Annotated in this window: 17 protein-coding genes; 8 read left to right on the forward strand and 9 right to left on the reverse strand. The window is 63.9% G+C overall.

Annotated elements, in window-relative coordinates:
- Positions 1-22: 22 nt before the first annotated feature.
- The 4 genes from trkA to def all read right to left on the reverse strand — a co-directional run bounded on the left by trkA (position 23) and on the right by def (position 4,704).
- Positions 23-1,396, reverse strand: a complete 1,374-nt coding sequence (gene trkA / locus MKZ40_RS00315) for a Trk system potassium transporter TrkA (protein ID WP_175089125.1) — start codon at positions 1,394-1,396, stop codon at positions 23-25.
- A gap of 160 nt (positions 1,397-1,556) precedes the next feature.
- Positions 1,557-3,008 carry a 16S rRNA (cytosine(967)-C(5))-methyltransferase RsmB gene (gene rsmB / locus MKZ40_RS00320; protein WP_175089126.1) on the reverse strand — a complete coding sequence of 484 codons (1,452 nt, stop codon included), beginning with the start codon at positions 3,006-3,008 and terminating at the stop codon, positions 1,557-1,559.
- A complete protein-coding gene (gene fmt, locus MKZ40_RS00325) occupies positions 3,005-4,009 on the reverse strand; it encodes a methionyl-tRNA formyltransferase (protein ID WP_175089127.1) in 1,005 nt (334 codons plus the stop codon). The genes rsmB and fmt overlap by 4 nt, the downstream gene beginning before the upstream one ends.
- A 185-nt stretch (positions 4,010-4,194) precedes the next feature.
- Positions 4,195-4,704 carry a peptide deformylase gene (gene def, locus MKZ40_RS00330; RefSeq protein ID WP_043333797.1) on the reverse strand — a complete coding sequence of 170 codons (510 nt, stop codon included), beginning with the start codon at positions 4,702-4,704 and terminating at the stop codon, positions 4,195-4,197.
- A gap of 254 nt (positions 4,705-4,958) precedes the next feature.
- Here def and MKZ40_RS00335 point away from each other — a divergent pair, with 254 nt between their 5' ends.
- Both MKZ40_RS00335 and dprA read left to right on the forward strand, forming a co-directional pair.
- Positions 4,959-6,011 carry a LysM domain-containing protein gene (locus MKZ40_RS00335; RefSeq protein ID WP_175089128.1) on the forward strand — a complete coding sequence of 351 codons (1,053 nt, stop codon included), beginning with the start codon at positions 4,959-4,961 and terminating at the stop codon, positions 6,009-6,011.
- Between the two features lie 101 nt (positions 6,012-6,112).
- Positions 6,113-7,393: a DNA-processing protein DprA gene (gene dprA, locus MKZ40_RS00340; protein WP_282627729.1), complete on the forward strand. Its 1,281-nt coding sequence runs from the start codon at positions 6,113-6,115 to the stop codon at positions 7,391-7,393.
- Positions 7,394-7,480: 87 nt separating this feature from the next.
- Here dprA and MKZ40_RS00345 read toward each other — a convergent pair whose 3' ends face one another.
- Positions 7,481-8,365: a 5'-nucleotidase, lipoprotein e(P4) family gene (locus MKZ40_RS00345; RefSeq protein WP_175089129.1), complete on the reverse strand. Its 885-nt coding sequence runs from the start codon at positions 8,363-8,365 to the stop codon at positions 7,481-7,483.
- 304 nt (positions 8,366-8,669) lie between these two features.
- Between MKZ40_RS00345 and MKZ40_RS00350 the strand changes: the two genes are divergently transcribed.
- From MKZ40_RS00350 to aroE, 3 genes are all read left to right on the forward strand, one after another.
- A complete protein-coding gene (locus tag MKZ40_RS00350) occupies positions 8,670-9,251 on the forward strand; it encodes a Sua5/YciO/YrdC/YwlC family protein (protein WP_175089130.1) in 582 nt (193 codons plus the stop codon).
- A 179-nt stretch (positions 9,252-9,430) separates the two neighbouring features.
- Positions 9,431-10,351 carry an oxygen-dependent coproporphyrinogen oxidase gene (hemF, locus tag MKZ40_RS00355; protein WP_175089131.1) on the forward strand — a complete coding sequence of 307 codons (921 nt, stop codon included), beginning with the start codon at positions 9,431-9,433 and terminating at the stop codon, positions 10,349-10,351.
- 43 nt (positions 10,352-10,394) lie between these two features.
- Positions 10,395-11,228 (forward strand): shikimate dehydrogenase, encoded by an 834-nt coding sequence (gene aroE / locus MKZ40_RS00360; protein WP_175089301.1) that lies wholly within the window; start codon positions 10,395-10,397, stop codon positions 11,226-11,228.
- Positions 11,229-11,384: 156 nt separating this feature from the next.
- Here aroE and MKZ40_RS00365 read toward each other — a convergent pair whose 3' ends face one another.
- Positions 11,385-12,101, reverse strand: a complete 717-nt coding sequence (locus MKZ40_RS00365) for a response regulator transcription factor (protein WP_175089132.1) — start codon at positions 12,099-12,101, stop codon at positions 11,385-11,387.
- Positions 12,102-12,362: 261 nt separating this feature from the next.
- On the opposite strand from MKZ40_RS00365, the gene MKZ40_RS00370 reads away from it, so the two are divergent.
- Complete coding sequence (locus MKZ40_RS00370) at positions 12,363-12,869, forward strand: hypothetical protein (RefSeq protein ID WP_254627047.1); 507 nt, start codon at positions 12,363-12,365, stop codon at positions 12,867-12,869.
- Between the two features lie 48 nt (positions 12,870-12,917).
- Entirely contained in the window at positions 12,918-15,299 is a 2,382-nt protein-coding gene (locus MKZ40_RS00375) for an ATP-binding protein (RefSeq protein WP_175089133.1), read from the forward strand.
- A 204-nt stretch (positions 15,300-15,503) separates the two neighbouring features.
- Here the strand turns inward: MKZ40_RS00375 and MKZ40_RS00380 are convergent, their stop codons facing one another.
- Positions 15,504-16,691 carry an EAL domain-containing response regulator gene (locus tag MKZ40_RS00380; protein ID WP_175089134.1) on the reverse strand — a complete coding sequence of 396 codons (1,188 nt, stop codon included), beginning with the start codon at positions 16,689-16,691 and terminating at the stop codon, positions 15,504-15,506.
- Between the two features lie 389 nt (positions 16,692-17,080).
- Positions 17,081-17,920 (reverse strand): M48 family metallopeptidase, encoded by an 840-nt coding sequence (locus MKZ40_RS00385; protein ID WP_175089135.1) that lies wholly within the window; start codon positions 17,918-17,920, stop codon positions 17,081-17,083.
- A gap of 237 nt (positions 17,921-18,157) precedes the next feature.
- On the opposite strand from MKZ40_RS00385, the gene MKZ40_RS00390 reads away from it, so the two are divergent.
- Positions 18,158-19,021, forward strand: coding sequence for an ATP-binding protein (locus MKZ40_RS00390; protein WP_175089136.1), 864 nt, complete (start codon positions 18,158-18,160; stop codon positions 19,019-19,021).
- Positions 19,022-19,195: 174 nt separating this feature from the next.
- Here MKZ40_RS00390 and der read toward each other — a convergent pair whose 3' ends face one another.
- Positions 19,196-20,620, reverse strand: a complete 1,425-nt coding sequence (gene der / locus MKZ40_RS00395) for a ribosome biogenesis GTPase Der (RefSeq protein WP_043333806.1) — start codon at positions 20,618-20,620, stop codon at positions 19,196-19,198.
- Positions 20,621-20,674 lie beyond the last annotated feature (54 nt).

Raw genomic sequence — 20,674 nt, forward strand, 5'->3', positions numbered from 1 at the left:
GCGGTAGTCATTGAGGCCGGCATCAGAAGAAGGTCAACCCGACCTGGAACAGACGCTCCACCTCGCGGATGCGACGCTTGTCGACCACGAACAGGATGACGTGGTCGTTGGACTCCACCACCAGGTCATGATGCGCCACCAGCACTTCCTTGCCGCGTACCACGGCACCGATGGTGGTGCCCTCCGGCAGGTTGATATTCTCTATGCGCCGACCTACCACCTTGGAGGAACGCTCATCGCCGTGGGCGATGGCCTCGATGGCCTCCGCCGCACCACGGCGCAGCGAATGGACATTGACGATGTCACCCTTGCGCACGTGGGTCAGCAGCCCGCCGATGGTCGCCTGCTGGGGTGAGATGGCGATGTCGATCTCGCCGCCCTGCACCAGGTCCACGTAGGCCGCGTTGTTGATCAGCGTCAGCACCTTCTTGGCACCGAGTCGCTTGGCCAGCATCGACGACATGATGTTGACCTCGTCGTCGTTGGTCAGCGCGCAGAAGATGTCGCAATCCTCGATGTTCTCCTCCAGCAGCAGACGCTTGGAGGTGGCGCTGCCGTGCAGGACCACGGTGCGATCGAGGCGCTCGGAGAGGTTGGTGCAACGCGCCAGCGAGTGCTCGATGATCTTGACCTGATGGCTGTGCTCCAGCGTCTCGGCCAGACGCTCACCGATATGGCCGCCACCGGCGATCACCACACGGCGGAAGTTGCGATCGACGCGTCGCAGCTCGCCCATCACGGTACGGATGTCCTTGCGTGCCGCGATGAAGAACACCTCATCATCGGCTTCGATCACGGTGTCACCGCGCGGGATGATCGGACGGTTGCGACGATAGATGGCGGCGACGCGGGTATCCACGTTGGGCATGTGACGACGCAGGAAACCGAGCTCCTGACCGACCAGCGGCCCGCCGTAATAGGCCTTTACCGCGACCAGCTGGGCGACGCCATTGGCGAAGTCGAGCACCTGCAAGGCGCCGGGGTACTCGATCAGGCGGCGGATGTGGTCCGTCACCACCTGCTCGGGGCTGATCAGTACGTCGACCGGGATGGCGTCGTGCGAGAACAGGCCCTTGCGGGTCAGATAGGCGGTCGAGCGCACACGCGCGATCTTGGTCGGCGTGTGGAACAGGCTATGGGCGATCTGACAGGCGATCATGTTGACCTCGTCAGAGTTGGTCACCGCGATCAGCATGTCGGCATCCTCGCCACCCGCCTGCCGCAGGATCTGCGGATAGCTCGCCGGCCCCGTGACCGTGCGGATGTCGAGTCGGTTGTGCAGCTCGCGCAGCCGTTCGCTGTCGGTATCCACCACCGTGATGTCATTTTCTTCATGGGCCAGATGTTCGGCGAGCGTTCCGCCGACCTGACCTGCACCCAGAATGATGATTTTCATGTCCGGCTCGTCCGCTGTTGCTCAGTCGGCACAGGATAAACCAGTGCCAGGACGGAAGACAGCCGCGCCCCGAGAGTCGGGGCGCGGCTGTCCGGGAATGTCAGGCGTGGCGTCTCATGTCATCACGGACGTCGCGCCGACACGGCTCGCCTGGCTGTGATCAGGCGCTGGCCTTGGTGATGTGGGCCAGGTAGAAGCCGTCGTGGCCATTGACCTGCGGCAGCATCTGACGGCCAGCACCGGAGACACGGCCCCAGTCGGCCTTGATGGTCTCGGCCTTGGCGTCCGGTGTCGCGGCCAGGAAGCGGTCCATCACGCGGGCGTTTTCCTGGGTGATGATGGAGCAGGTGCCGTAGACCAGGGTGCCGCCGGGCTTGAGCATGCCCCACAGATTGGCCAGCAGCTTGCCCTGCAGGCGCGCCAGATCGCCGATGTCGTTCGGGCGACGCAGCAGCTTGATGTCCGGGTGACGACGGATGACGCCACTGCCGGAGCAGGGCGCGTCGAGCAGGATGACGTCGAAGGCTTCGCCGTCCCACCAGTCGCGTTCGCTGGCATCGGCACACACGACGCCGGCACCCAGCTCCAGACGCTCCAGCGTCTCTTCCACGCGCTCGAGGCGCTCGCCGTCTATGTCGATGGCGGTGGCGTCCAGGCCCGGGAAACGCTCCAGCATGTCCGCCAGCTTGCCGCCCGGCGCGGTGCAGGCATCCAGCAGGCGCACGCCTTCCCCTTCGGCGTTGATGGCCGTGACGGCCGGTGCCAGCAGCTGACCGGCCAGCTGTGCCGCTTCATCCTGCACGCTGACCAGACCTTCTTCGAAGCCTGGCAGGGCGCTGACATCGCAGGCGCTGGTCAGGGTGATGCCGTGCTCGGCGAACGGGCAGGCCACGCCCTCGATCTCGGCTTCCGCCAGCTGGGCGAGGTAGTCATCGCGGCTGATGGCGGAGACATTGACGCGCAGTGTCATCGGCGCCTGGGCGTTGTTGGCCTCGGCGATGGCCTGCCAGTCGTCCGGCCAGTTGCGCTGGAAGGTATCCAGCAACCACTGGGGGTGGGACAGGGCGACGGCGGGGTCCTTGTCGACCTCGGCTTCCAGCGCTTCCTGCTCGCGCTGGAAGCGACGCAGGCAGGCGTTGAGAACGCCGGTGGCCCAGCTCTTGCCCAGACCACGGGCGGCGCCTGCGGTCTCACCGACGGCAGCGTGCGGGGCGATGCGCATGTACAGAAGCTGATAGAGGCCGAGCAGCAGCAGGGCATGGATGTCCTGATCCTGTGACTTGAAGGAGGACTTCAGCAGCTTGCCCGCCAAGGCATCCAGACGCGGCAGCTGACGGCAGACGCCGAAGCACAGTGCCTTGTAGAGCCCCTGATCACGCCCGGCGACGCCAGACGGCAGGCTGTCCAGGTTCAGCGAGGTGCGCGCGGCCAGCACCGGGGCCAGCGTCCGCGCGGCCGCGACACGCACCGCAGCGCCTGGCGAGGCCGGTGCATTGTCAGGCTTGCGACGGGCGCCGCCATGCTTCTGAGCGCCGCCCTTGCTGCGGGCCGGCGGCAGGGAGTTGCGCTTCTTGCCGTTGCCCTTGGAGGACGGGTTGTCTGACTGGCTCATGCGGAAGTCTCGGTCTGGGAATCGGTATCTGGGGCGTGATCTGCGCCGAGGACGAGGCCCTCGGGGAAGCGCGCAGCACGGGAATTGAACAGGTCCTTGACGGACAGCGGCTTGGCGCCGGGCAGCTGGGCGCTGGTGATCTCGAGCACCTCATGGCCATCACCGCAGGCGATGCGCAGGCAGTCCTTGCCGGGCGCCAGCAGGGTGCCGGGCGTCACGCTGTCCGCGAGGCGTTGCTCGCTGGTGCGAGAAATCCACAGGCGCAGCGGTTCGCCCGCAAGGCGTGTCCAGGCTACCGGCCACGGATTGAAGGCGCGGATGCGCGCGTCCAGCTCGGCGGCAGGGCGGGTGAAATCGAGCTCGGCCTCGGCCTTGGAGAGCTTGGCGGCGTAGGTCACGCCGTCTTCCGGCTGGCGGGTCGCGGGCAGTTCGCCAGCGGCGATGGCGTCGAGGGCCGTGACGATGGCCTCGCCACCCTGGGCCGCCAGCGCATCGTGCAGCTCGCCACCGGTGGTGCTGGCAGTGATCGGAGTACGGCGGATCAGCAGCATGTCACCGGTGTCCAGGCCGGCATCCATCTGCATGATGGTGACGCCGGATTCGCTGTCACCGGCTTCGATGGCACGCTGGATCGGCGCGGCACCGCGCCAGCGCGGCAGCAGAGAGGCGTGGATGTTCAGACAGCCCAGACGCGGGATATCGAGCACCGCCTGCGGCAGGATCAGCCCGTAGGCCACCACCACCATGATGTCGGCCTCGAGGTCGCGCAGAATCTGGCGATCGGACTCGTCCTTGAAGTTGAGCGGCTGATGGACAGGGATATCATGCTGGAGTGCCAGCTGCTTGACGGGGCCCGGAGTCAGCTTGCGACCACGGCCGGAGGGGCGATCAGGCTGGGTGTGGACACTGATGATCTCGTGGCGACTGCCCAGCAGGGCGGACAGACATTCGGCGGCGAAATCGGGGGTGCCGGCAAAGGCGATGCGCAGGGCTTTCGACATGTGCTATGACTCATGTAGGAGCACGGAGGCGGCGGTGCTCAAGGTGCTGACGGTTGCGGCAGGACGCTCAGCGCGACAGGCGCGGCTGATGGACCCGTAACCGCACGAAGGCCGAGGGCATCCCCTCGGCCTTCGTGCGGTGCCGCCATGCGCTCAATATCGGCCGTGTGGCCGAGCGTGAGGGATCAGGCTTCTTGCAGCTTGTGGCGTTTCTGCATCTTCTTCATCACCCGATCACGCTTGAGCGGGGAGAGGTAGTCGACGAACAGCTTGCCTTGCAGGTGGTCGTGCTCGTGCTGGATGCAATGTGCCAGCAGCCCATCGGCTTCCAGTTCGTAGGCATCGCCATTGCGGTCCTGAGCCTTGAGCCGTACCTTCAGATAGCGCGGGACTTCGGCATAATATTCAGGAATCGACAGGCAGCCTTCCTGCATCGGTTGCTGTTCATCACCGATCGGGGTGTATTCCGGGTTGATCAGCACCAGCGGCTGGGACTGATCTTCGCTGACGTCAATGACGATGAGACGGCGATGCTCGTCGACCTGTGACGCGGCGAGGCCGATGCCACGGGCGTCATACATGGTCTCGATCATGTCGTCGATCAGGGTCTGCAGCTCGGCGTCGATCGTGTCGATCGGGGCGGCAACGTTGCGCAGACGCTCATCAGGGAATTCAAGGATTTCGCGTTTGGCCATGGCTGGTGTAATTACCGTTGTGCTGTCAGAAAGGATTTGCCTGATATTGTAGTGTGCGCAAGCGAGGAACGGAACCGAATGCCGTCAATGCTGCTACTATCGCGGCAATAGTCAGGATTGATATGACATGGCGATGGGCAGGGGCAGCAGCCACCAGGCGCGGGGCAGAGCGGGTCTGCGCGGTGCGGAGTTCAGAACAAGACCATCACCACCGAGCGATGGGTGGCAATAACGCAAGGGACGCAGGAATGGGCATGAAACGACTGGTCGGCAATGCCGTCTTAACGGCACTCCTCGGCATGGCGACGCTGGGGGCAAGTGCAGGGATGTCGCTGGCACAGGCAGCAACCGTGCGTGATGACGTACCTTCCACCTATGTGGTGGTGCGTGGCGATACGCTCTGGGACATCTCCGGACGCTTTCTGCGTGAGCCCTGGCTGTGGCCGGAAGTCTGGCGCGCCAATCCGCAGATAAAGAATCCGCACCTGATCTATCCGGGCGATCGCATCTCGCTCTACTACGAGAATGGTGAGCCACGTCTGCGCCTGGAGCGCGGCCAGGGTGGTGTCGTCAAGCTGTCTCCCCAGATTCGCAAGATTCCCAAGCGCGAGGCGGTGCCGCCGATTCCGCTGGAGAAGATCTCGGCCTTCCTGAAAGAGCATCGCGTGATTGACCCGGCGCTGCTCACCGATGCGCCCTATATCGTGGCCGGGGATGACACCCGCCTGATCAGCGGCGCCGGCGATACCATCTATGCCCGCGGCAACTGGTCCTCCAATGACACCTACAGCGTCTACCGCAAGGGGCAGCGCTATCTGGACCCGGACACCCAGGAGTTTCTGGGGCTGGAGATGATCAGCATCGGCGACATCAAGCTTGAGCGCCGCGAAGGTGATATCGGCGTGCTGCGCGTGCTGTCGGCCAATCGCGAGATTCTCAATGGTGATCTGTTGCTGCCGGCGGACGGTGGTGCGATCACCACCAGCTTTCAGCCGCAGCCGCCCGAAGAAGATGTGGGCGGCGTCATTCTCGCGGCCCCCGATGGACTGCGCAACATCGGTCGCAATGACATCGTGGCGCTCAACCGCGGCAGCCGTGAAGGCGTCCAGCCGGGGTACGTCTTCGGTATCGAGCGCCGTGGCGAGACGATCACCGACCCCGTGACCGGTGAGCCGATCACCCTGCCCGGTGAGGAAGGTGGCCTGGTGATGGTATTTCGCATCTACGACAAGGTCAGCTACGCGCTGGTGATGCAGGCAGCACGTCCCTTGAGCGTCGGTGACAAGCTGCTGGAGCCCCACGGCTGATCGAAAGCCTCTGTCACCCGCAAGCATCGGCGTGGTGAAACGCCTTGTGGTGCTGAAGCGAACAACCAGAGAGAGTCAATAATCCGCTCGGGAGGTGTGGCGTGTCGATCGATGTCGAACAACGCGGCCCCTCGCGGGCGGATTTCGTCTTTCTGGCGCGCCTGCCGGGCTTTGGCACGCATACCGCGGCCAAGCTGCGTGAGCGGGCCGACTGGCCGCAGGGCTGGCTGGCCGTACTGCCGCCACGCCTGGCGGCACCGCTGCGCCTTTGGTGCGAGCGCCCCGAATCCTCGCCGCTCTATCAGCAGGTGATGACAGACCTTGCCTGGCATGCGCCGGCGCAGGGCTATCACCTGCTCACCCCCGCTGACCCCGAGTGGCCAGCCATGCTTGATACCCTGCCGGACCCGCCGTTGGCGCTCTGGGCGCTGGGGCGGCAGTCGCTGCTTGAGTTGCCCATGCTGGCTATCGTCGGCGCGCGCAAGGCGAGCCAGGCAGGCCTGCGGCATGCGCATGACTTCGCGGCTGAGCTGATCTCTCGTGGCTGGAGTGTCGCCAGTGGGCTGGCACTCGGGGTCGATGCCGCGGCGCATCAGGGGGCCCTTGCGGCGTCAGCGCGCCTCGGCGCACACGACTATGCGGCCAGTCCCTCGACGCTGGCGGTGCTCGGTTGTGGGGTCGATGTGGTCTATCCCGCCCAGCATCATCACCTTCGCCAACGGCTGCTGGAGGGTGGCGGCCTGCTGCTCTCGGAGCACCCGCCTGGCACCGGCGCGCATGCGCGTCATTTCCCACGCCGCAATCGGCTGATCACCGGTCTGTCACTTGGCGTGCTGGTGGTCGAAGCCACGCTGCGCAGTGGCTCACTGGTCAGTGCCCGGCTGGCGATGGAGCAGAATCGCGAGGTGTTCGCGCTGCCGGGACGCATCGATGACATCACCGCCAGCGGTTGTCTGGAGCTGATCCGTCAGGGGGCGACGCTGGTACGCGACGTCGATGACATGCTGGCGGAGCTCGAGCACCTGCTGCCGGCGCACTCGACCGAGCCGCCGTCAGCGCAGGCCAGGGTGGCGTCATCCACACAGTCCGCTGCCGTCTTTACGGGCTCACTCTCAACCCCTCGCTCAGCTAATCGTTCAGCCACCCGCGACGCTGAATCGTCACTGCCCCTGCCATCGCTCGAGATGCCAGTCTTGCAGGCAGCCACGCCGCCTGTGAGTCAGGAGGCGGCGCCGCTATGCTTTCTGGGGGCGGTGCCACTGGCGCTGGACAAGCTGGTCGAGCTGAGTGGCACCTCGGTCAGCGAGCTGAGCATGCAGTTGCTGGAACTGGAGCTCGAGGGGCGAGTCATGCAGGCGCCGGGTGGCTGGAAGCGGCTCTGAGGTTCTTAGCCAAGGTCGCCGTCCTGACATTGGTGATCTGAGGTTGCCGGCCTGGCAGTGTTGATCCGAGAGGCCGGCACCCTGAACTCATTTGCCCTGGCTGACCATGCCGCTCTCGGGCTGCCAGGCATTGAGCGCCGCATCACGCATGGCGCGCTTCTCGTGCTCACTGGCACCCCAGTTGCCATCGTAGAGCACGCCTTCCCACTCGCCGTAGGTCGGATTCGGCAGCAGTACGAAGCGACGGCCGAACTGATCCGCCTGGCGGGCGACCTCGGCATTACGTGCGCGGGTGGTGGACTGCTGGAAGGCCTGATCGAAATCGCCGAGGTTATCGCCCATCAGCAGCGCGATGTCATGCTCGGCCGTGACCCGCGCGCGACGCGCGGTCTTGTCGGAGCTGTCGGTGCGCGGCATCACGTGCTCGGCATTGGCCTGCGGGAAGCCGAGCGCGGCAAGATTGGCGATGGTGGCCTGCTTTCCGGCCGCCTTGCGGTTGGTGATGTAGTAGACATCGACGCCGCTTTCGTGAGCGTAGTTAAGGAAGTCGACGGCGCCCGGTGAAGCCGTGGAGACGGCATCATCCACCCAGTCAGCCCAGCTCTGGCTGTCATAGGTGCGGCCTTCACGCAGCGCCCAGCCACCGTAGCTGGTGGTGTCGAGCACGGTATCGTCGACATCGACCACCACGGCCAGCGGCTTGTCCTGTGCTTGGCGACGCGCCAGCGCCAGATTCAGGCGGTCGTGGGCCACGTTGAAGGCCTGCAGTGACAGGGCATGAAACTCCGCGCTGCGCTGTATCCACAGGGTCGCCAGCATGGCCTGGTCGCTCAAGGGCGCCTGCGCCGCGGCATCCTGCAGCGGGGCAGGGCGTGGCGCCGGCGCTGTCGGTGTCTGGGTGCCAGAGCTGGCACAGCCTGCCAATGCCAGCAGTAGAGCGGCTGAGGTGGTCAGTGAGAAAGCGCGACGCATGGATCACATCCTTGTCTGAAGAAAAGAGGGAGGGAAAGTGGGGGAAACGCCACCAGGCCCGGCGCTGAAGACTGTCCAGCAAAGTGTCCAAATGATCTCGATAGTCTTTTGAAACAAGCCTTTGCGTCAGTTTCGCAATACCCTGAGGGCGATGGACCCATTCATCATGCCGTGAACTGGGCGGTGCGCCTATGCCACCCCGGCGCGACGCCGTGTTGCGTCGATGTGCAGCGTCGGTCTCGCGCCGGTGAGCGTGCTAGAATCGCCGCCATCGTGTTGCCGCAGCTAGGAGTTCGAGCAGATCATGAATGTCAGTGATGTTTCGCTGGATCAGCGTGCCCTCGACGGCGCCGCTGCCTGTCTTCGCAATGGGGGCATCGTTGCTTATCCCACCGAGGCCGTCTGGGGGCTGGGGTGTGATCCCGATGATGGTGAGGCCTTGGCACGGTTGATCAAGCTCAAGTCCCGTGACGCCGCCAAGGGCCTGATCCTGATCGCCGGTGATATCGCTCAGCTGGAACCTTGGTTGGCGGGAGTTACCGTCGAGCAGCGTGAGCAGCTGCTGGCCAGCTGGCCCGGGCCCTATACCTGGTTGGTGCCTGACAATGGCCGTGCGCACCCCTTGCTGCGCGGTGAGCACGTCAGCCTGGCCGTGCGCGTGACCGATCATCCGCTGGTCCGGGCATTGTGCGCCGCCTTCGGTGGCCCGCTGGTGTCGACCTCGGCCAACCGCGCCGGCGAGTCGCCTGCCATGACTGCAGACGAGGTGCGTGACGCCTTCGGCGACGCGCTGGTCAATGACGTGATCCTCGAGGGGCCGCTCGGTGGCAACCCGCGACCCAGCACCATTCGTGATCTCGCGACCGGCAAGGTACTACGCGCCTGAGCAGCAGGATCGCCGCTCGGGTTGATCCAGATCAGTGCCGCGTCATCCAGGTGCCCAATAGGGGTATCTTCCGGCCTGCCGAGCGTAGCGTGTCGCGGTAAGCTGGTAGTTCACCGCCAGCAGCGGCCAACGACGGGTGTCGCCCCGTCATCATTCATTCCCGTTCTACCGGAGGCATCGTGGCCCACGCCAATCTCGAAGACGTCAAGGTCTACCTGCTCGATCTGCAAGACCGCCTGTGCGAGGCACTGCAAGCCTGCGATGGCCAGGCAAGTTTCCGTGAAGACAGCTGGGAGCGTGCCGAGGGCGGCGGTGGTCGCTCACGAGTCATCGAGAATGGCGGCGTCTTCGAGAAGGGTGGCGTCAATTTCTCGCATGTCTTCGGGCATGAATTGCCGGCTTCCGCGACGGCGGTGCGTCCGGAGCTGGCCGGTCGCAGCTTCCACGCCGTCGGGGTCAGCTGGGTGTTGCATCCGCACAACCCGCACGTGCCGACCAGCCATGGCAATGTGCGCTTCTTCATCGCCGAGAAGGAGGGCGAAGCGCCGGTATGGTGGTTCGGGGGCGGCTACGATCTGACGCCGTTCTACCCGCATGAAGAAGACGCGCGTCACTGGCACCAGACGGCCTATGATGCCTGCATCGCCTTCGGCAGTGATGTCTATCCGCGCTACAAGGCCTGGTGTGACGAGTACTTCTACCTCAAGCATCGCGACGAGACGCGGGGCGTGGGTGGCCTGTTCTTCGATGACCTCAACGAGTGGGGCTTCGAGCGCTGTTTCGCCTTCCAGCAATCCGTCGGCGACAGCTTCCTTGAGGCGTATCTGCCCATCGTCGAGCGCCGCCGCGAGACGGCCTATGGTGAGCGTGAACGCAACTTCCAGCTCTATCGCCGCGGGCGCTACGTGGAGTTCAACCTGGTCTGGGACCGTGGCACGCTGTTTGGCCTGCAGAGCGGCGGACGTACCGAGTCGATCCTGATGTCGATGCCGCCGGTGGTGCACTGGGAGTACGGCTACGAGCCCGAGGAAGGCAGTACCGAAGCGGTGTTGTATCGCGACTTCCTGCATGCCCGCGACTGGCTGGGCGAAGAGGCCTGATCGCCACATTGACCTGACGCTTTTCTGTGATTGCCCCGGAGTCCTGATGTCCCGTTACGCTGTATTCGGCAACCCGATTGCCCACTCGAAATCCCCGTTGATCCATCGCTCCTTCGCTGAGCAGCTCAAGGACTCCCTGAGTTATGAGGCACGATTGGCGCCGGTCGATGACTTCGCGGCCGGATGGGCCGAGTTCGTCGCCGAAGGTGGCCAGGGGGCGAATGTCACCATGCCCTTCAAGGAGCAGGCCTTCCGGCTGGTCGATGTGCTGAGTCCGCGTGCCCGACGCGCCGGCGCCGTCAATACGCTGATGCTCGGCAAGACGGGGCAGCTGTACGGCGATACCACCGATGGTGTCGGCCTGACCCGTGATCTCGAGCGTCTCGAGGCGCCGCTCAAGGGGGCGCGCATCCTGATTCTCGGCGCGGGGGGCGCCGTGCGTGGTGTGCTGGAGCCCCTGCTGGCCAAGCAGCCGGCGGCATTGGTGATCGCCAATCGCACCGCTGCCAAGGCCAGTGCGCTGGCCGAGGACTTCGCTGACCTGGCGGGAGAAGGCTGCCAGTTGTCCGGCGGCAGTTATGCGGCCATCGAGGGCCCGTTCGATCTGGTCATCAATGGCACCAGCGCATCGCTGGGCGGCGAGCTGCCGCCGTTGCCGGATTCGCTGTTCTCTCCGCAGGCGCTCGCCTACGACATGATGTATGCCGCCGAGCCGACCGTCTTCATGCGCTGGGCCAGCGAGCGCGGTGCGCGGGTCGAGGATGGTCTCGGCATGCTGGTGGAGCAGGCGGCCGAATCCTACTTCCTGTGGCGTCACAAGCGACCGGAGACGGGGCCGGTGGCGGGCATGTTGCGCAGGTTGCTGGCGGAGGGGTGAACCGCGTGGGCTTGCCAGGCGTGCACGTCGTTTCAGACGGCCAGCCAGATGAACAGCCAGGCGGTAGACGTTGAAAAAGAGCGGGGGACTCTAACGAGTCTCCCGCTCTTTTTTTGTTGGCCACGGTCCAGCGTGCTCACGCCTCGCTGTTGATGCTCAACTGCTCTTGACGGGGGCCGTGGCACAGGATTCGAGCCGATATCCGTACTGATAGACGCTTTTCAGCCTGAGCCCACGGCTGCCGTTCAGTCCTAACTTGCGCCGCAAGCGGCTGACGTGGGTGTCGACCGTACGGGTCGAGATATCCCCGTTGACCCCCCAGATCATCTCCAGCAGGTAGGCGCGTGAGTAAAGCTCTCCGACATGGCGCAGCAGCAGGGAGGCCAGCTGATACTCGCGCTGGGTCAGGGCGACCGGCTCCTCGCCGCACCAGATGGTATGTTCATCCGGCTCGATCCGGTATTGATCGCTGATGGCCACCTTGGGTTGCAGGTAATTGGTGTCGGAGGTGACGAAACGCCTGCCCAGCGCTTCCACACGCGCCGCGAGCTCGGCAGGGCGGATCGGCTTGGCCAGGAAGTCATCGGCACCGTGCTGAAGCGCATGCACGACATCCTCCTCTCCCTGGCTTGCGGTGATGAACAGGATCAGCCCCCGCCAGCCGTGCTCGCTGCGCAGCGTGCGTGTCAGCTCCATGCCGCAGGCATCCGGCAGTTGCCAGTCGATGATCAGCAGGTCGAAGCTGTGCTCGCGCAGTGCGCGCAACAACTGACTGGCGCGCTCGAAGCCTGCCAGCTCATGTCCCTGGGCCTCTAGACACAGGGTCAGGTAATCACGTTGATCATGATCATCTTCCAGAATGCCGATTTGCATGTCGCTGCCTCCCTGCGTGGGTATCGCAAGCAGTCTACGCGTCTCTTGCGTGAGACCGCGTCACAATGGTTCACGTTTGGCAGGACGATGACGACATATACTCGAGTTCATCCCCTCTCGCTGCTTTATGGCGCGGTGCCGCTGCTGACGCGTGAATGGCGAGGATGATACGCGACGGCGAATCCCCGGCCGTCGTCCATGGTTGTCCATGACCCCTGGAGTCTTCCCATGCCGCTTCTCATTCTCCTGCGATGCCTCACCATGGCGTTACCCCGTATGCGCCACTGGCTTGTGCTGCTGACACTGTCGTTTTCCCCCTTCGCCATGGCCCTCGAGGCTCCGCAGGGGCCGGTGGTGCTGCGCGTCACCGGGGATGTTACCCATGCCAACGCCGGAGGCGAGGCGCATTTCGATCGCGCCATGCTCATGGCGCTGACGCAACGGGAAACCGTGACCACGACTCCCTGGCATGACGGCGAAGTGAGCTTCAGCGGTCCGCTCGGTTCAGCGTTGATGGAGGCAGTGGGCGTCGAGGATGGCACCATGCGTATCGTGGCGCTCAACGACTACGCCGCCACCGCGCCGGTGCAGGACTATTTCGATCATCCGGTGATACTGGCCATGGAAGTCGATGGCAAGCGACTGCGTGTGCGCGACAATGGCCCCATCTTCATCATCTACCCCTTCAGTGAGCAGCCGGATCTCCTCAACGAGGAAATCATGACCCGCTCTGTCTGGCAGGTGAAGCGCATTGAAATTGAACGCTGACCCCGCTTTTACCGCTCAACTTCATGAGCTCTGGCAGGATGCCCGTGCATGAACCCACTCCGTTCCCTGCATTTCAGAACCGCCATCGCCATTGCCGCGACGTTGTTCTTCGTCTCGGCATTGGTGACTGGCGTTCTGGTCTATCAGCGTCAGCAGGCACTCGAGCACAAGCTGCGTGAGAATCTGATCTGGGCGGTCTATCAGTTCGACAGGGAAGTTCGCGAGCTGCGCATGGTGGTGGCCGAGGAACAGAAGACCCCGACGCCGCCCGCCTTGATGGATGACAGCGAGCTGCTGTTGCGGCTCGACATCCTCTATAGCCGGGTGCAGCTTCTGCAAAGCGGCCAATTGGGCAGCATGCTGGCGGGGATGCCCGATCTGCATTCCCAGTTGATGGCCATGTTGCCCAGAATCGAGGTGCTGGACAGCGCCATCATGGACCTGGCGAGTCGTCAGGCGCGTGATGCGTCCCTCTATGTTCAGATACTCAGCCGGCTTGCCTCGCTTCAGGAGCAGACCGGCGAGCTGCTGCTGAACATCAATTCCGAGGCCGCTATCCAACGCACCAAGGAGCGCTCGGAGCTCCTGAACCTGTATGCCCTCGCACTGTCGCTGGTGCTGCTGATGACGTTGAGCGGCATCGTGCTGGTGGTCGCGCTGATCGTCGAGAGTCGCGGACGGGCCTCAAAGACCCGCAAGCTGGAGGAACGCACCCAGGAGCTGGATGGCATGGTGCAGCTGGCTCAGGCGGCCAGTCGTGCCAAGTCGGAATTCATGGCGATCATGAGCCATGAGATACGCACCCCGCTCAATGGCATGGTCGGCGTGTCGGACCTCATCGGCGAGGAAGTCTCGACCCGGCGTGGCCAGCAATATCTGGCGATGTTACGCCAGAGTGCCGAGAGTCTGCAGGCCGTCATCAATGATGTGCTGGATTATTCCAAGATCGAAGCCGGCAAGCTGGAACTGGATCAGCGCTGCTTCTCGCTGCCCGAATTCCTCGATTCCCTGGCCGCGCACTACCATCGCCAGACAGGCAATGCCGGCAAGGGATGCTCGCGCATCTTCCTCGAAGAACGTGGCGATGACCTGCCTATCTGGGTCAAGGGGGACGTCAATCGCCTGCGTCAGGTACTGACCAACCTGCTCAACAACGCCTTCAAGTTCTGTCCCCAGGGCACCATCCGGCTGAGGGCATCATTGGAAGATGGCGAGACGCTTCATTTCGAGGTTCACGACAGCGGTTGCGGGATCGCCGCCGACCAGGTGAGCCAGTTGTTTGCCCCCTTCACCCAGGTGGATACCTCGATTGCGCGCCGTCATGAAGGCACCGGGCTCGGGCTTGCCATCTGTAAGCGACTGGTGGAGGCGATGGGCGGCGAGATCGGCGTCGAGAGCCATCTCGGGCTCGGCAGCCGCTTCTGGTGCCGCGTGCCATTGCCGGTATTGACCGCCGCCGAGGCTTGTCCGCAGCAGGCGGTGGGAGATGCGCCCTTGCCCCACGCAAGCGTGCTGGTGGTGGAAGACAACGAGGTCAATCAGTCACTGGCGCGGGCCATGCTCGAGTATCTGGGACAGCAGGTCACGGTGGTGGAAGACGGTGAGCAGGCACTCGAATGGCTGGCGCAGGCTGGCAACGATGTCGATCTGGTGTTCATGGACATGCAGATGCCGGTACTGGATGGCGTCGAGACAACGCGTCGCTGGCGTCATCACGAGGCCGAGCAACCCGCCAGCGCTCGTCTGCCGATCATCGCGATGACCGCCAACGTGATGCAGGAGGATGCACGCCGCTGTATCGATGCCGGCATGCAGGGGGTGCTGCACAAACCTTTCACGCGTGATGATCTGCATCGGGTACTGCAACAGTATCTGGTCCAGAGCTCTGATTCGCAGGAGAAGGTGCTCGCGCCAGACAAGCCAGAGGCTTCGGCTGGCGAGCGGACAACCGCCGTGCAGGCACCTGGCGATGATGGCGTCAGCTCGTCAGCGGCTGAAGATCAGGACGCGCAGATCGACGCTGCTCCGGCGCTCGATGTGGCAACTGACGACTCAGTCGCGCGCGCTCTGTCTGATGCCGCGCCGTCATTGCTGCAACACGCAACCTGTCAGGAGCTGCTCGCGACCCTGAGTGGCGAGGCCTATTCACGGCTGCTGAGCAATTATCTGACGCGGCTCGAAGGACGCCTTGATCTAATGGTAACTCTGCTGAAGCAGAGGGATCTTACGGAGCTCAAGCGCGAGGCACACTCCCTGAAAGGGGCGTCAGCCTCGCTGGGATGCAGCGGCATTGCCGGTGGCGCCAAGGCGCTGGAGGAGGCCGTGAGCAGCGACGACATGCCCCGGGTACACCAGCATGTCGCCACGTTGCGCTCCTTGTGTATACCGACGCGGGACAGCCTCCTCGCAGAAGGCTATCTGTTCTCCTGAGAGTATTGGGACGTGATGGCGTGATAGATCGCTGTTAGCTTCACTACCGCCCCTCTTGTTCTCCCGTTCCCGCCTTCACTCGTTCTCTTCATCCTGGCCCTCACTACACAGACGCCACCCATGGTGACATGGGTGGCGTCTGTGTAGTGAAGGAGTTGCGGTATTTCCGCTGACTGTCTTGTGTTGCGGGGGATGTCAGCTCCCTCAGTGGACGGCGGAGGCGTGGCGTTGGCTGAGTGCATTGACAGCGCTGGGCGGGCAGCGACTCCAGGCATTGAAATCGGTGACGGGCATGGGGCGCGCGAACAGATAACCCTGGCCGATATTGCAGCGGGTATCGCAGAGGTAATCGCGTTGTTCCGCGGTCTCGATGCCTTCACCGACCACTGCGAGATTCAGGCGCTGACCCAGTTCGACGATGGTACGGGTGATGGCGCGCGCTTCCGGGTGGCTGTCGCTGCGCCCGACGAAGCATTGGTCGATCTTCAGCTCGTCGAATGGCAGGTTGTAGAGCTGCATCATCGAGGAGAAACCGGTGCCGAAGTCATCCAGCGCCAGGCGATAGCCGCGCTCGCGAATGGCATTCAGCAGGTGACGAGCATAGGTGAGGCAGTCGATCCCGCAGCTCTCCGTGAGTTCCAGCGTGATGGAGTGCGGATCGACATGATGCTGACTGGCCAGGGCGTCCAGCGTCTTCAGCATGTCACGGGTGCGCAGCAGCTGCGGTGACAGGTTGAGAGCGAGATCAAGGTGAAGCCCCTGGGACTGCCATTGGCCCTGCTGGCGGAAGCCATGCTCGATGACCTGCCAGGTGAGGGCCTCGATACGGTTGCTGCGCTCCGCCAGGGCAATGAACTGGTTAGGCATGACCATGCCGCGTAGAGGATGCTGCCAGCGCACGAGAGCCTCCGCGCCGCTGAGCCGGCCGCTGGCGAGGTCGATCTTGGGCTGGTAGACGAGGTGAAGCTGGCGCTCGGTCAGAGCATCATCCAGCTCATCAAGTGTCAGCGGATTGCGTTGCTTGTCTAGCTCTGCCAGCAGAGAGGCCAGATGCATGATGTCGAAGGGTTTGCCGAGTTGGCCCAGCATCTCCAGACCGCTGCGCTTGCCCCTGGCGACCATCGCTTGCATGTCGTCGTTGTGACAGGCGCTCATCAGAATGATGCCCGCCTCGACATTGCGTTCGCGTAGATAGCCGAGCACATCATCTCCGGTGAAGTCGCCCAGTTCGTAGTCCACCAGGATGAGGTCCGTCTCCAGACAGGCGGGGTTGCAGGCGATGTCCTGCAGCCCTTCGCTTTGCGTGCAGTCGAAACCATGGGCGGAAAGCAGCCCGTTGATGAGTTCACGAAAATCTGGGTCGTCGTCAATGATGAGTGCGTGTCGAGTCATGTAAGGCATCCTCAAGCGAGTGTCGGGAATACGCTCGCTCCGTTGCGCTTGAAGTGTCTGCATGAGCAGTGCGCAGGCGAGCAGGTGATTCCAGATTAGCAATGCGGTTACATGATTCGCGGATATCGACACATTTGACGGCTTCTTTTTACATTCGGGAAGTCAGGTCGATAGTTCAGAGAGCGGGTAGCGTGAGCCAGCCATGGGAGAGGCTGCCAGGGGCAGCTGGCCAAGGAGAGGCGGGGAAGATCAGCCAACAAGCAAGGGGCGGGCAGCTGGATGGAAACTGCCGCCGCTCGCGCAGCCCCGGGTTCTCCAGAGGGCCGCGCGAGTGGGTGTTACCTCAGACTGACACCTGAGACTGATCAAGCCACACCATACAGTTGGCTTCAGCGCAGTCGATTGCAGTCGGGTTTCTCGCCGGCGGCGCGGGCCTGCTGATAGGTCGGCAGAGCGGTCTCGAGGCGCTCGTTGAGGGCCGCCATGCGCTGCTCATCACTGGGGTGCGTCGACATCCACACCGGGGGTTGCGCACCACCGGCAGCGTTCATGTTGGCCCACAGCTTGATACTGGCGCGCGGGTCGAAGCCGGCTTCGGCCATCAGGTCGAGTCCCAGCAGGTCGGCTTCGGACTCGTGGGAGCGTGAGAACGGCTTGAGCACGCCGTATTCCGCGCCCATGCCCAGCAGGCCCATGAGCTGATCGCCACCGGTGCCTTCGAGGCCTGCCAGTGCCTGGGTCAGTGACAACCCGGCGGAGGTCAGCGATTGGGTCGAGACGCGCTCGTTGGCGTGGCGCGCCAGCACGTGGGCGATCTCGTGGCCGATGACGGTCGCCAGCTGGTCCTGATTCTCGGCGACCTCAAGCAACCCGGTGTTGACGCCGATATAGCCGCCCGGCAGCGCGAAGGCATTGGCGGACTCGTCCTCGAATACCTTGACCTGCCAGCCGCTGATGCCATAGCTGGCAGGCACCTTGGCGGTCACCGCATCCGCCACGCAGCTGACGTAGGCATCCTGACGACCTTCCACCACCGGCAGCTCCTGCTGGTACTTGCTGAAGCTGGCTTCCCCCATCTTCTCCAGTTCCTGATCCGAGTAGAGGGTCAGCTGGCTGCGGCCCAGCGGAGAGCTGGCGCAGGCACTCAGGGCGACGGACGCCGCAAGGGCCGCCAACGGGAGCAGACGACGCAGGGCGCGGGGAGATGAGAGATCGAGCAATCCTGGCATTGGGGCCTCCTGGCTAGATGACGTGACAATCTTCAAGCGCACGGCAGGGCGACGCTGAACGTGCAAGAAACGTGCAGATAGCATAACCGGATAGACGCAATGGTGCAGTCAGCGAAATGATACGTTGCTGAGATCACAGCAACGTCGGGCCAGACGGGCCCGCCGGGCATGAGATACTGGGCGTGATCTGATGGGCCTGCCACGGCCCGGACCCCATGTATCTGACAGGGAATCATCATGTCGCCAGAGTTTGAACGCCGCCTCTCGCATCTGCTGGACCGACTCGAACCGATGCTGCCGCCGACGGCTGTCGAAGTGGACTGGACACGCGATGTCGCCGCCTTGTGGACTCGCCACTCGCTGGGAGGGCGCCTGACGCCGATCGCGCCGCGTGACGCCCTGACACTTGAGGATCTGCTCGGCATCGCACGCCAGAAGCGTGAGCTGCTGGCCAACACTCGCGCCTTCCTTGCGGGCAAGCCGGCCAACCACGCGCTGCTGTGGGGTGCGCGTGGTACCGGCAAGTCATCGCTGGTCCGCGCACTGCTCAATACCCTGGGTCGTGAGGGGCTGCGTCTGATCCAGATCGATCGCCACGACCTGCCGGCACTGCCGGCGCTGGTCGCCGAGCTGGCTCAGCAGCCGCATCGCTTCATCGTCTACTGTGATGACCTGTCCTTCGAGGGCAGTGATGACGCCTACAAGGCGCTCAAGAGTGTACTGGATGGCACACTGACCGGCCCGCCGGAGAATGTGCTGCTATATGCCACCTCCAACCGTCGTCATCTTCTGCCGGAGCACATGAGCGACAACCAGGCCACCCACATCGTCGATGGCGAGCTGCATCATGGCGATGCGGTGGAAGAGAAGATCTCGCTGTCGGACCGCTTCGGCCTGTGGCTGGCCTTCCACCCCTTCAATCAGGATGCCTATCTGGAGACCTGTCAGCATTGGGTGGAATGGCGTCTGGGCGCTGGCAGCTTCGATGAGGCGGCGCGTGGCGAGGCGCTGCGCTACGCTACCCAGCGCGGGGTGCGTAGCGGGCGCGCCGCCTGGCAGTTCGCCAATCTGTGGGCGGGGCAGAAGACGCTGGAGGCGTGAGCCTGGTGCTTGACGCCCGTGAGATGACTGCGGCGCTTGAGATGCTTGAAACATCAGTGCTCGCGACATGAAAAAGCCGCCCCTGCAGATGACTGCAGGGGCGGCTTTTTCATGGGGCAGGCTGGCGGATCGGATCCGCTGGCCTGCCATCACCCACAGGCGCAGTTCACGCCATCAACGGCGCTGCTTGCGCTCCTTGCGAGCTTCCTTGGTACGCGCCAGTGAACGCTCCTTCGCGCGCTCGCGGTCATCAGCACCCTGGGCCCCATCGAAGGGGTTGTCGCCGGAGCGGAACTCGAAGCGCATCGGCGTGCCCTTGACCTTGAGCACCTTGCGGAAGGTGTTGGTCAGGTAGCGCTTGTAGGCTTCCGGCAGACGGTTGGTCTGGTTGCCGTGCACCACGATCAGCGGCGGATTGGCGCCACCCTGGTGAGCCATGCGCAGCTTGATGCGACGGCCGTTGACCATCGGCGGCTGGTGCGCCTGGGTGGCGTCCTGCAGCAGGGTGGTCAGACGCTTGGTCGACCAGCGGGCCACGGCGCTTTCGAAGGCGCGGTCGATGGACGGGTAGAGGTCACCCACTGCAGTGCCGTGCAGCGCGGAGATGAAGTGCAGGTCAGCGTAGTCGGCAAAGCCCAGACGACGCTTGATCTCGGAGCGCATCTTCTCCTTGGCTTCGCTTTCCAGGCCATCCCATTTGTTGACCACCAGCACCAGCGCGCGGCCGCTGGTCAGCACGAAGTCCAGCAGGTGCAGGTCCTGCTCGACCAGCCCCTGGCGGGCATCGAGCACCATCACGGCGACGTTGCACTTCTTGATCGCTTCCAGTGTCTTGATGATGGAGAACTTCTCCACCACTTCGCGCACGTTCTTGCGACGACGGATCCCGGCGGTGTCGACCAGCAGGTAAGGCTTGCCACGACGCTCGAAGGGAATCTCCACCGCGTCGGTGGTGGTACCGGCCTGGTCATAGACGACCACGCGCTCTTCGCCCAGCAGGCGATTGACCAACGTCGACTTGCCGACGTTCGGGCGACCGATGATGCCGATGCGCACGCCGCGATCATCCAGTTCCGGGTGCAGGTCCTCGTCTTCGCCTTCCTCGACTTCGGGGTAGGGCGAGAGCACCTCTTCCAGCAGCGTGGTGACGTTGCGGCCATGCTCGGCGGCGATGGCGCGCGGGTCACCCAGACCCAGGGTCCAGAAGTCGGACTTGCCGATCTCCTCGTCCATGCCGTCGGTCTTGTTGACCACCAGCCAGGTCTTCTTCTGGTTGACGCGCAGGTGATTGGCGATGGCCTCATCCGCCATGTTCAGACCGGCGCGCGCATCGACCATGAACAGCACGATGTCGGCTTCGTCGATGGCGGCCAGGGACTGGCCGGCCATCATCAGATCGATGCCTTCCTCGTCACCGCTGATGCCGCCGGTGTCGATGACGGTGTAGGGCTTGCCGCCGACCTTGCCGGTGCCGTACTTGCGGTCACGGGTCAGGCCGGGGAAATCGGCGACCAGAGCATCACGGGTCTTGGTGAGGCGATTGAATAGCGTCGACTTGCCGACATTCGGGCGGCCGACCAGGGCGATCACGGGGTTCATGGAATCTCACAGCATTCGCAGGGATAGCATCGATGCCGGCCCCGTACGGTCTGC

The organism is Cobetia sp. BMC6 (assembly GCF_029991385.1).
Classification (GTDB): Bacteria; Pseudomonadota; Gammaproteobacteria; order Pseudomonadales; family Halomonadaceae; genus Cobetia.

What these genes read in the sequence shown, in the direction of transcription:
- trkA (WP_175089125.1), bottom strand. Translation starts at nt 1,396, where the DNA reads ATGAAAATCATCATTCTGGGTGCAGGTCAGGTCGGCGGAACGCTCGCC.
- rsmB (WP_175089126.1), bottom strand. Translation starts at nt 3,008, where the DNA reads ATGAGCCAGTCAGACAACCCGTCCTCCAAGGGCAACGGCAAGAAGCGC.
- fmt (WP_175089127.1), bottom strand. Translation starts at nt 4,009, where the DNA reads ATGTCGAAAGCCCTGCGCATCGCCTTTGCCGGCACCCCCGATTTCGCC.
- def (WP_043333797.1), bottom strand. Translation starts at nt 4,704, where the DNA reads ATGGCCAAACGCGAAATCCTTGAATTCCCTGATGAGCGTCTGCGCAAC.
- MKZ40_RS00335 (WP_175089128.1), top strand. Translation starts at nt 4,959, where the DNA reads ATGAAACGACTGGTCGGCAATGCCGTCTTAACGGCACTCCTCGGCATG.
- MKZ40_RS00345 (WP_175089129.1), bottom strand. Translation starts at nt 8,365, where the DNA reads ATGCGTCGCGCTTTCTCACTGACCACCTCAGCCGCTCTACTGCTGGCA.
- MKZ40_RS00350 (WP_175089130.1), top strand. Translation starts at nt 8,670, where the DNA reads ATGAATGTCAGTGATGTTTCGCTGGATCAGCGTGCCCTCGACGGCGCC.
- MKZ40_RS00365 (WP_175089132.1), bottom strand. Translation starts at nt 12,101, where the DNA reads ATGCAAATCGGCATTCTGGAAGATGATCATGATCAACGTGATTACCTG.
- MKZ40_RS00370 (WP_254627047.1), top strand. Translation starts at nt 12,363, where the DNA reads ATGGCGTTACCCCGTATGCGCCACTGGCTTGTGCTGCTGACACTGTCG.
- MKZ40_RS00375 (WP_175089133.1), top strand. Translation starts at nt 12,918, where the DNA reads ATGAACCCACTCCGTTCCCTGCATTTCAGAACCGCCATCGCCATTGCC.
- MKZ40_RS00380 (WP_175089134.1), bottom strand. Translation starts at nt 16,691, where the DNA reads ATGACTCGACACGCACTCATCATTGACGACGACCCAGATTTTCGTGAA.
- MKZ40_RS00385 (WP_175089135.1), bottom strand. Translation starts at nt 17,920, where the DNA reads ATGCCAGGATTGCTCGATCTCTCATCTCCCCGCGCCCTGCGTCGTCTG.
- MKZ40_RS00390 (WP_175089136.1), top strand. Translation starts at nt 18,158, where the DNA reads ATGTCGCCAGAGTTTGAACGCCGCCTCTCGCATCTGCTGGACCGACTC.
- der (WP_043333806.1), bottom strand. Translation starts at nt 20,620, where the DNA reads ATGAACCCCGTGATCGCCCTGGTCGGCCGCCCGAATGTCGGCAAGTCG.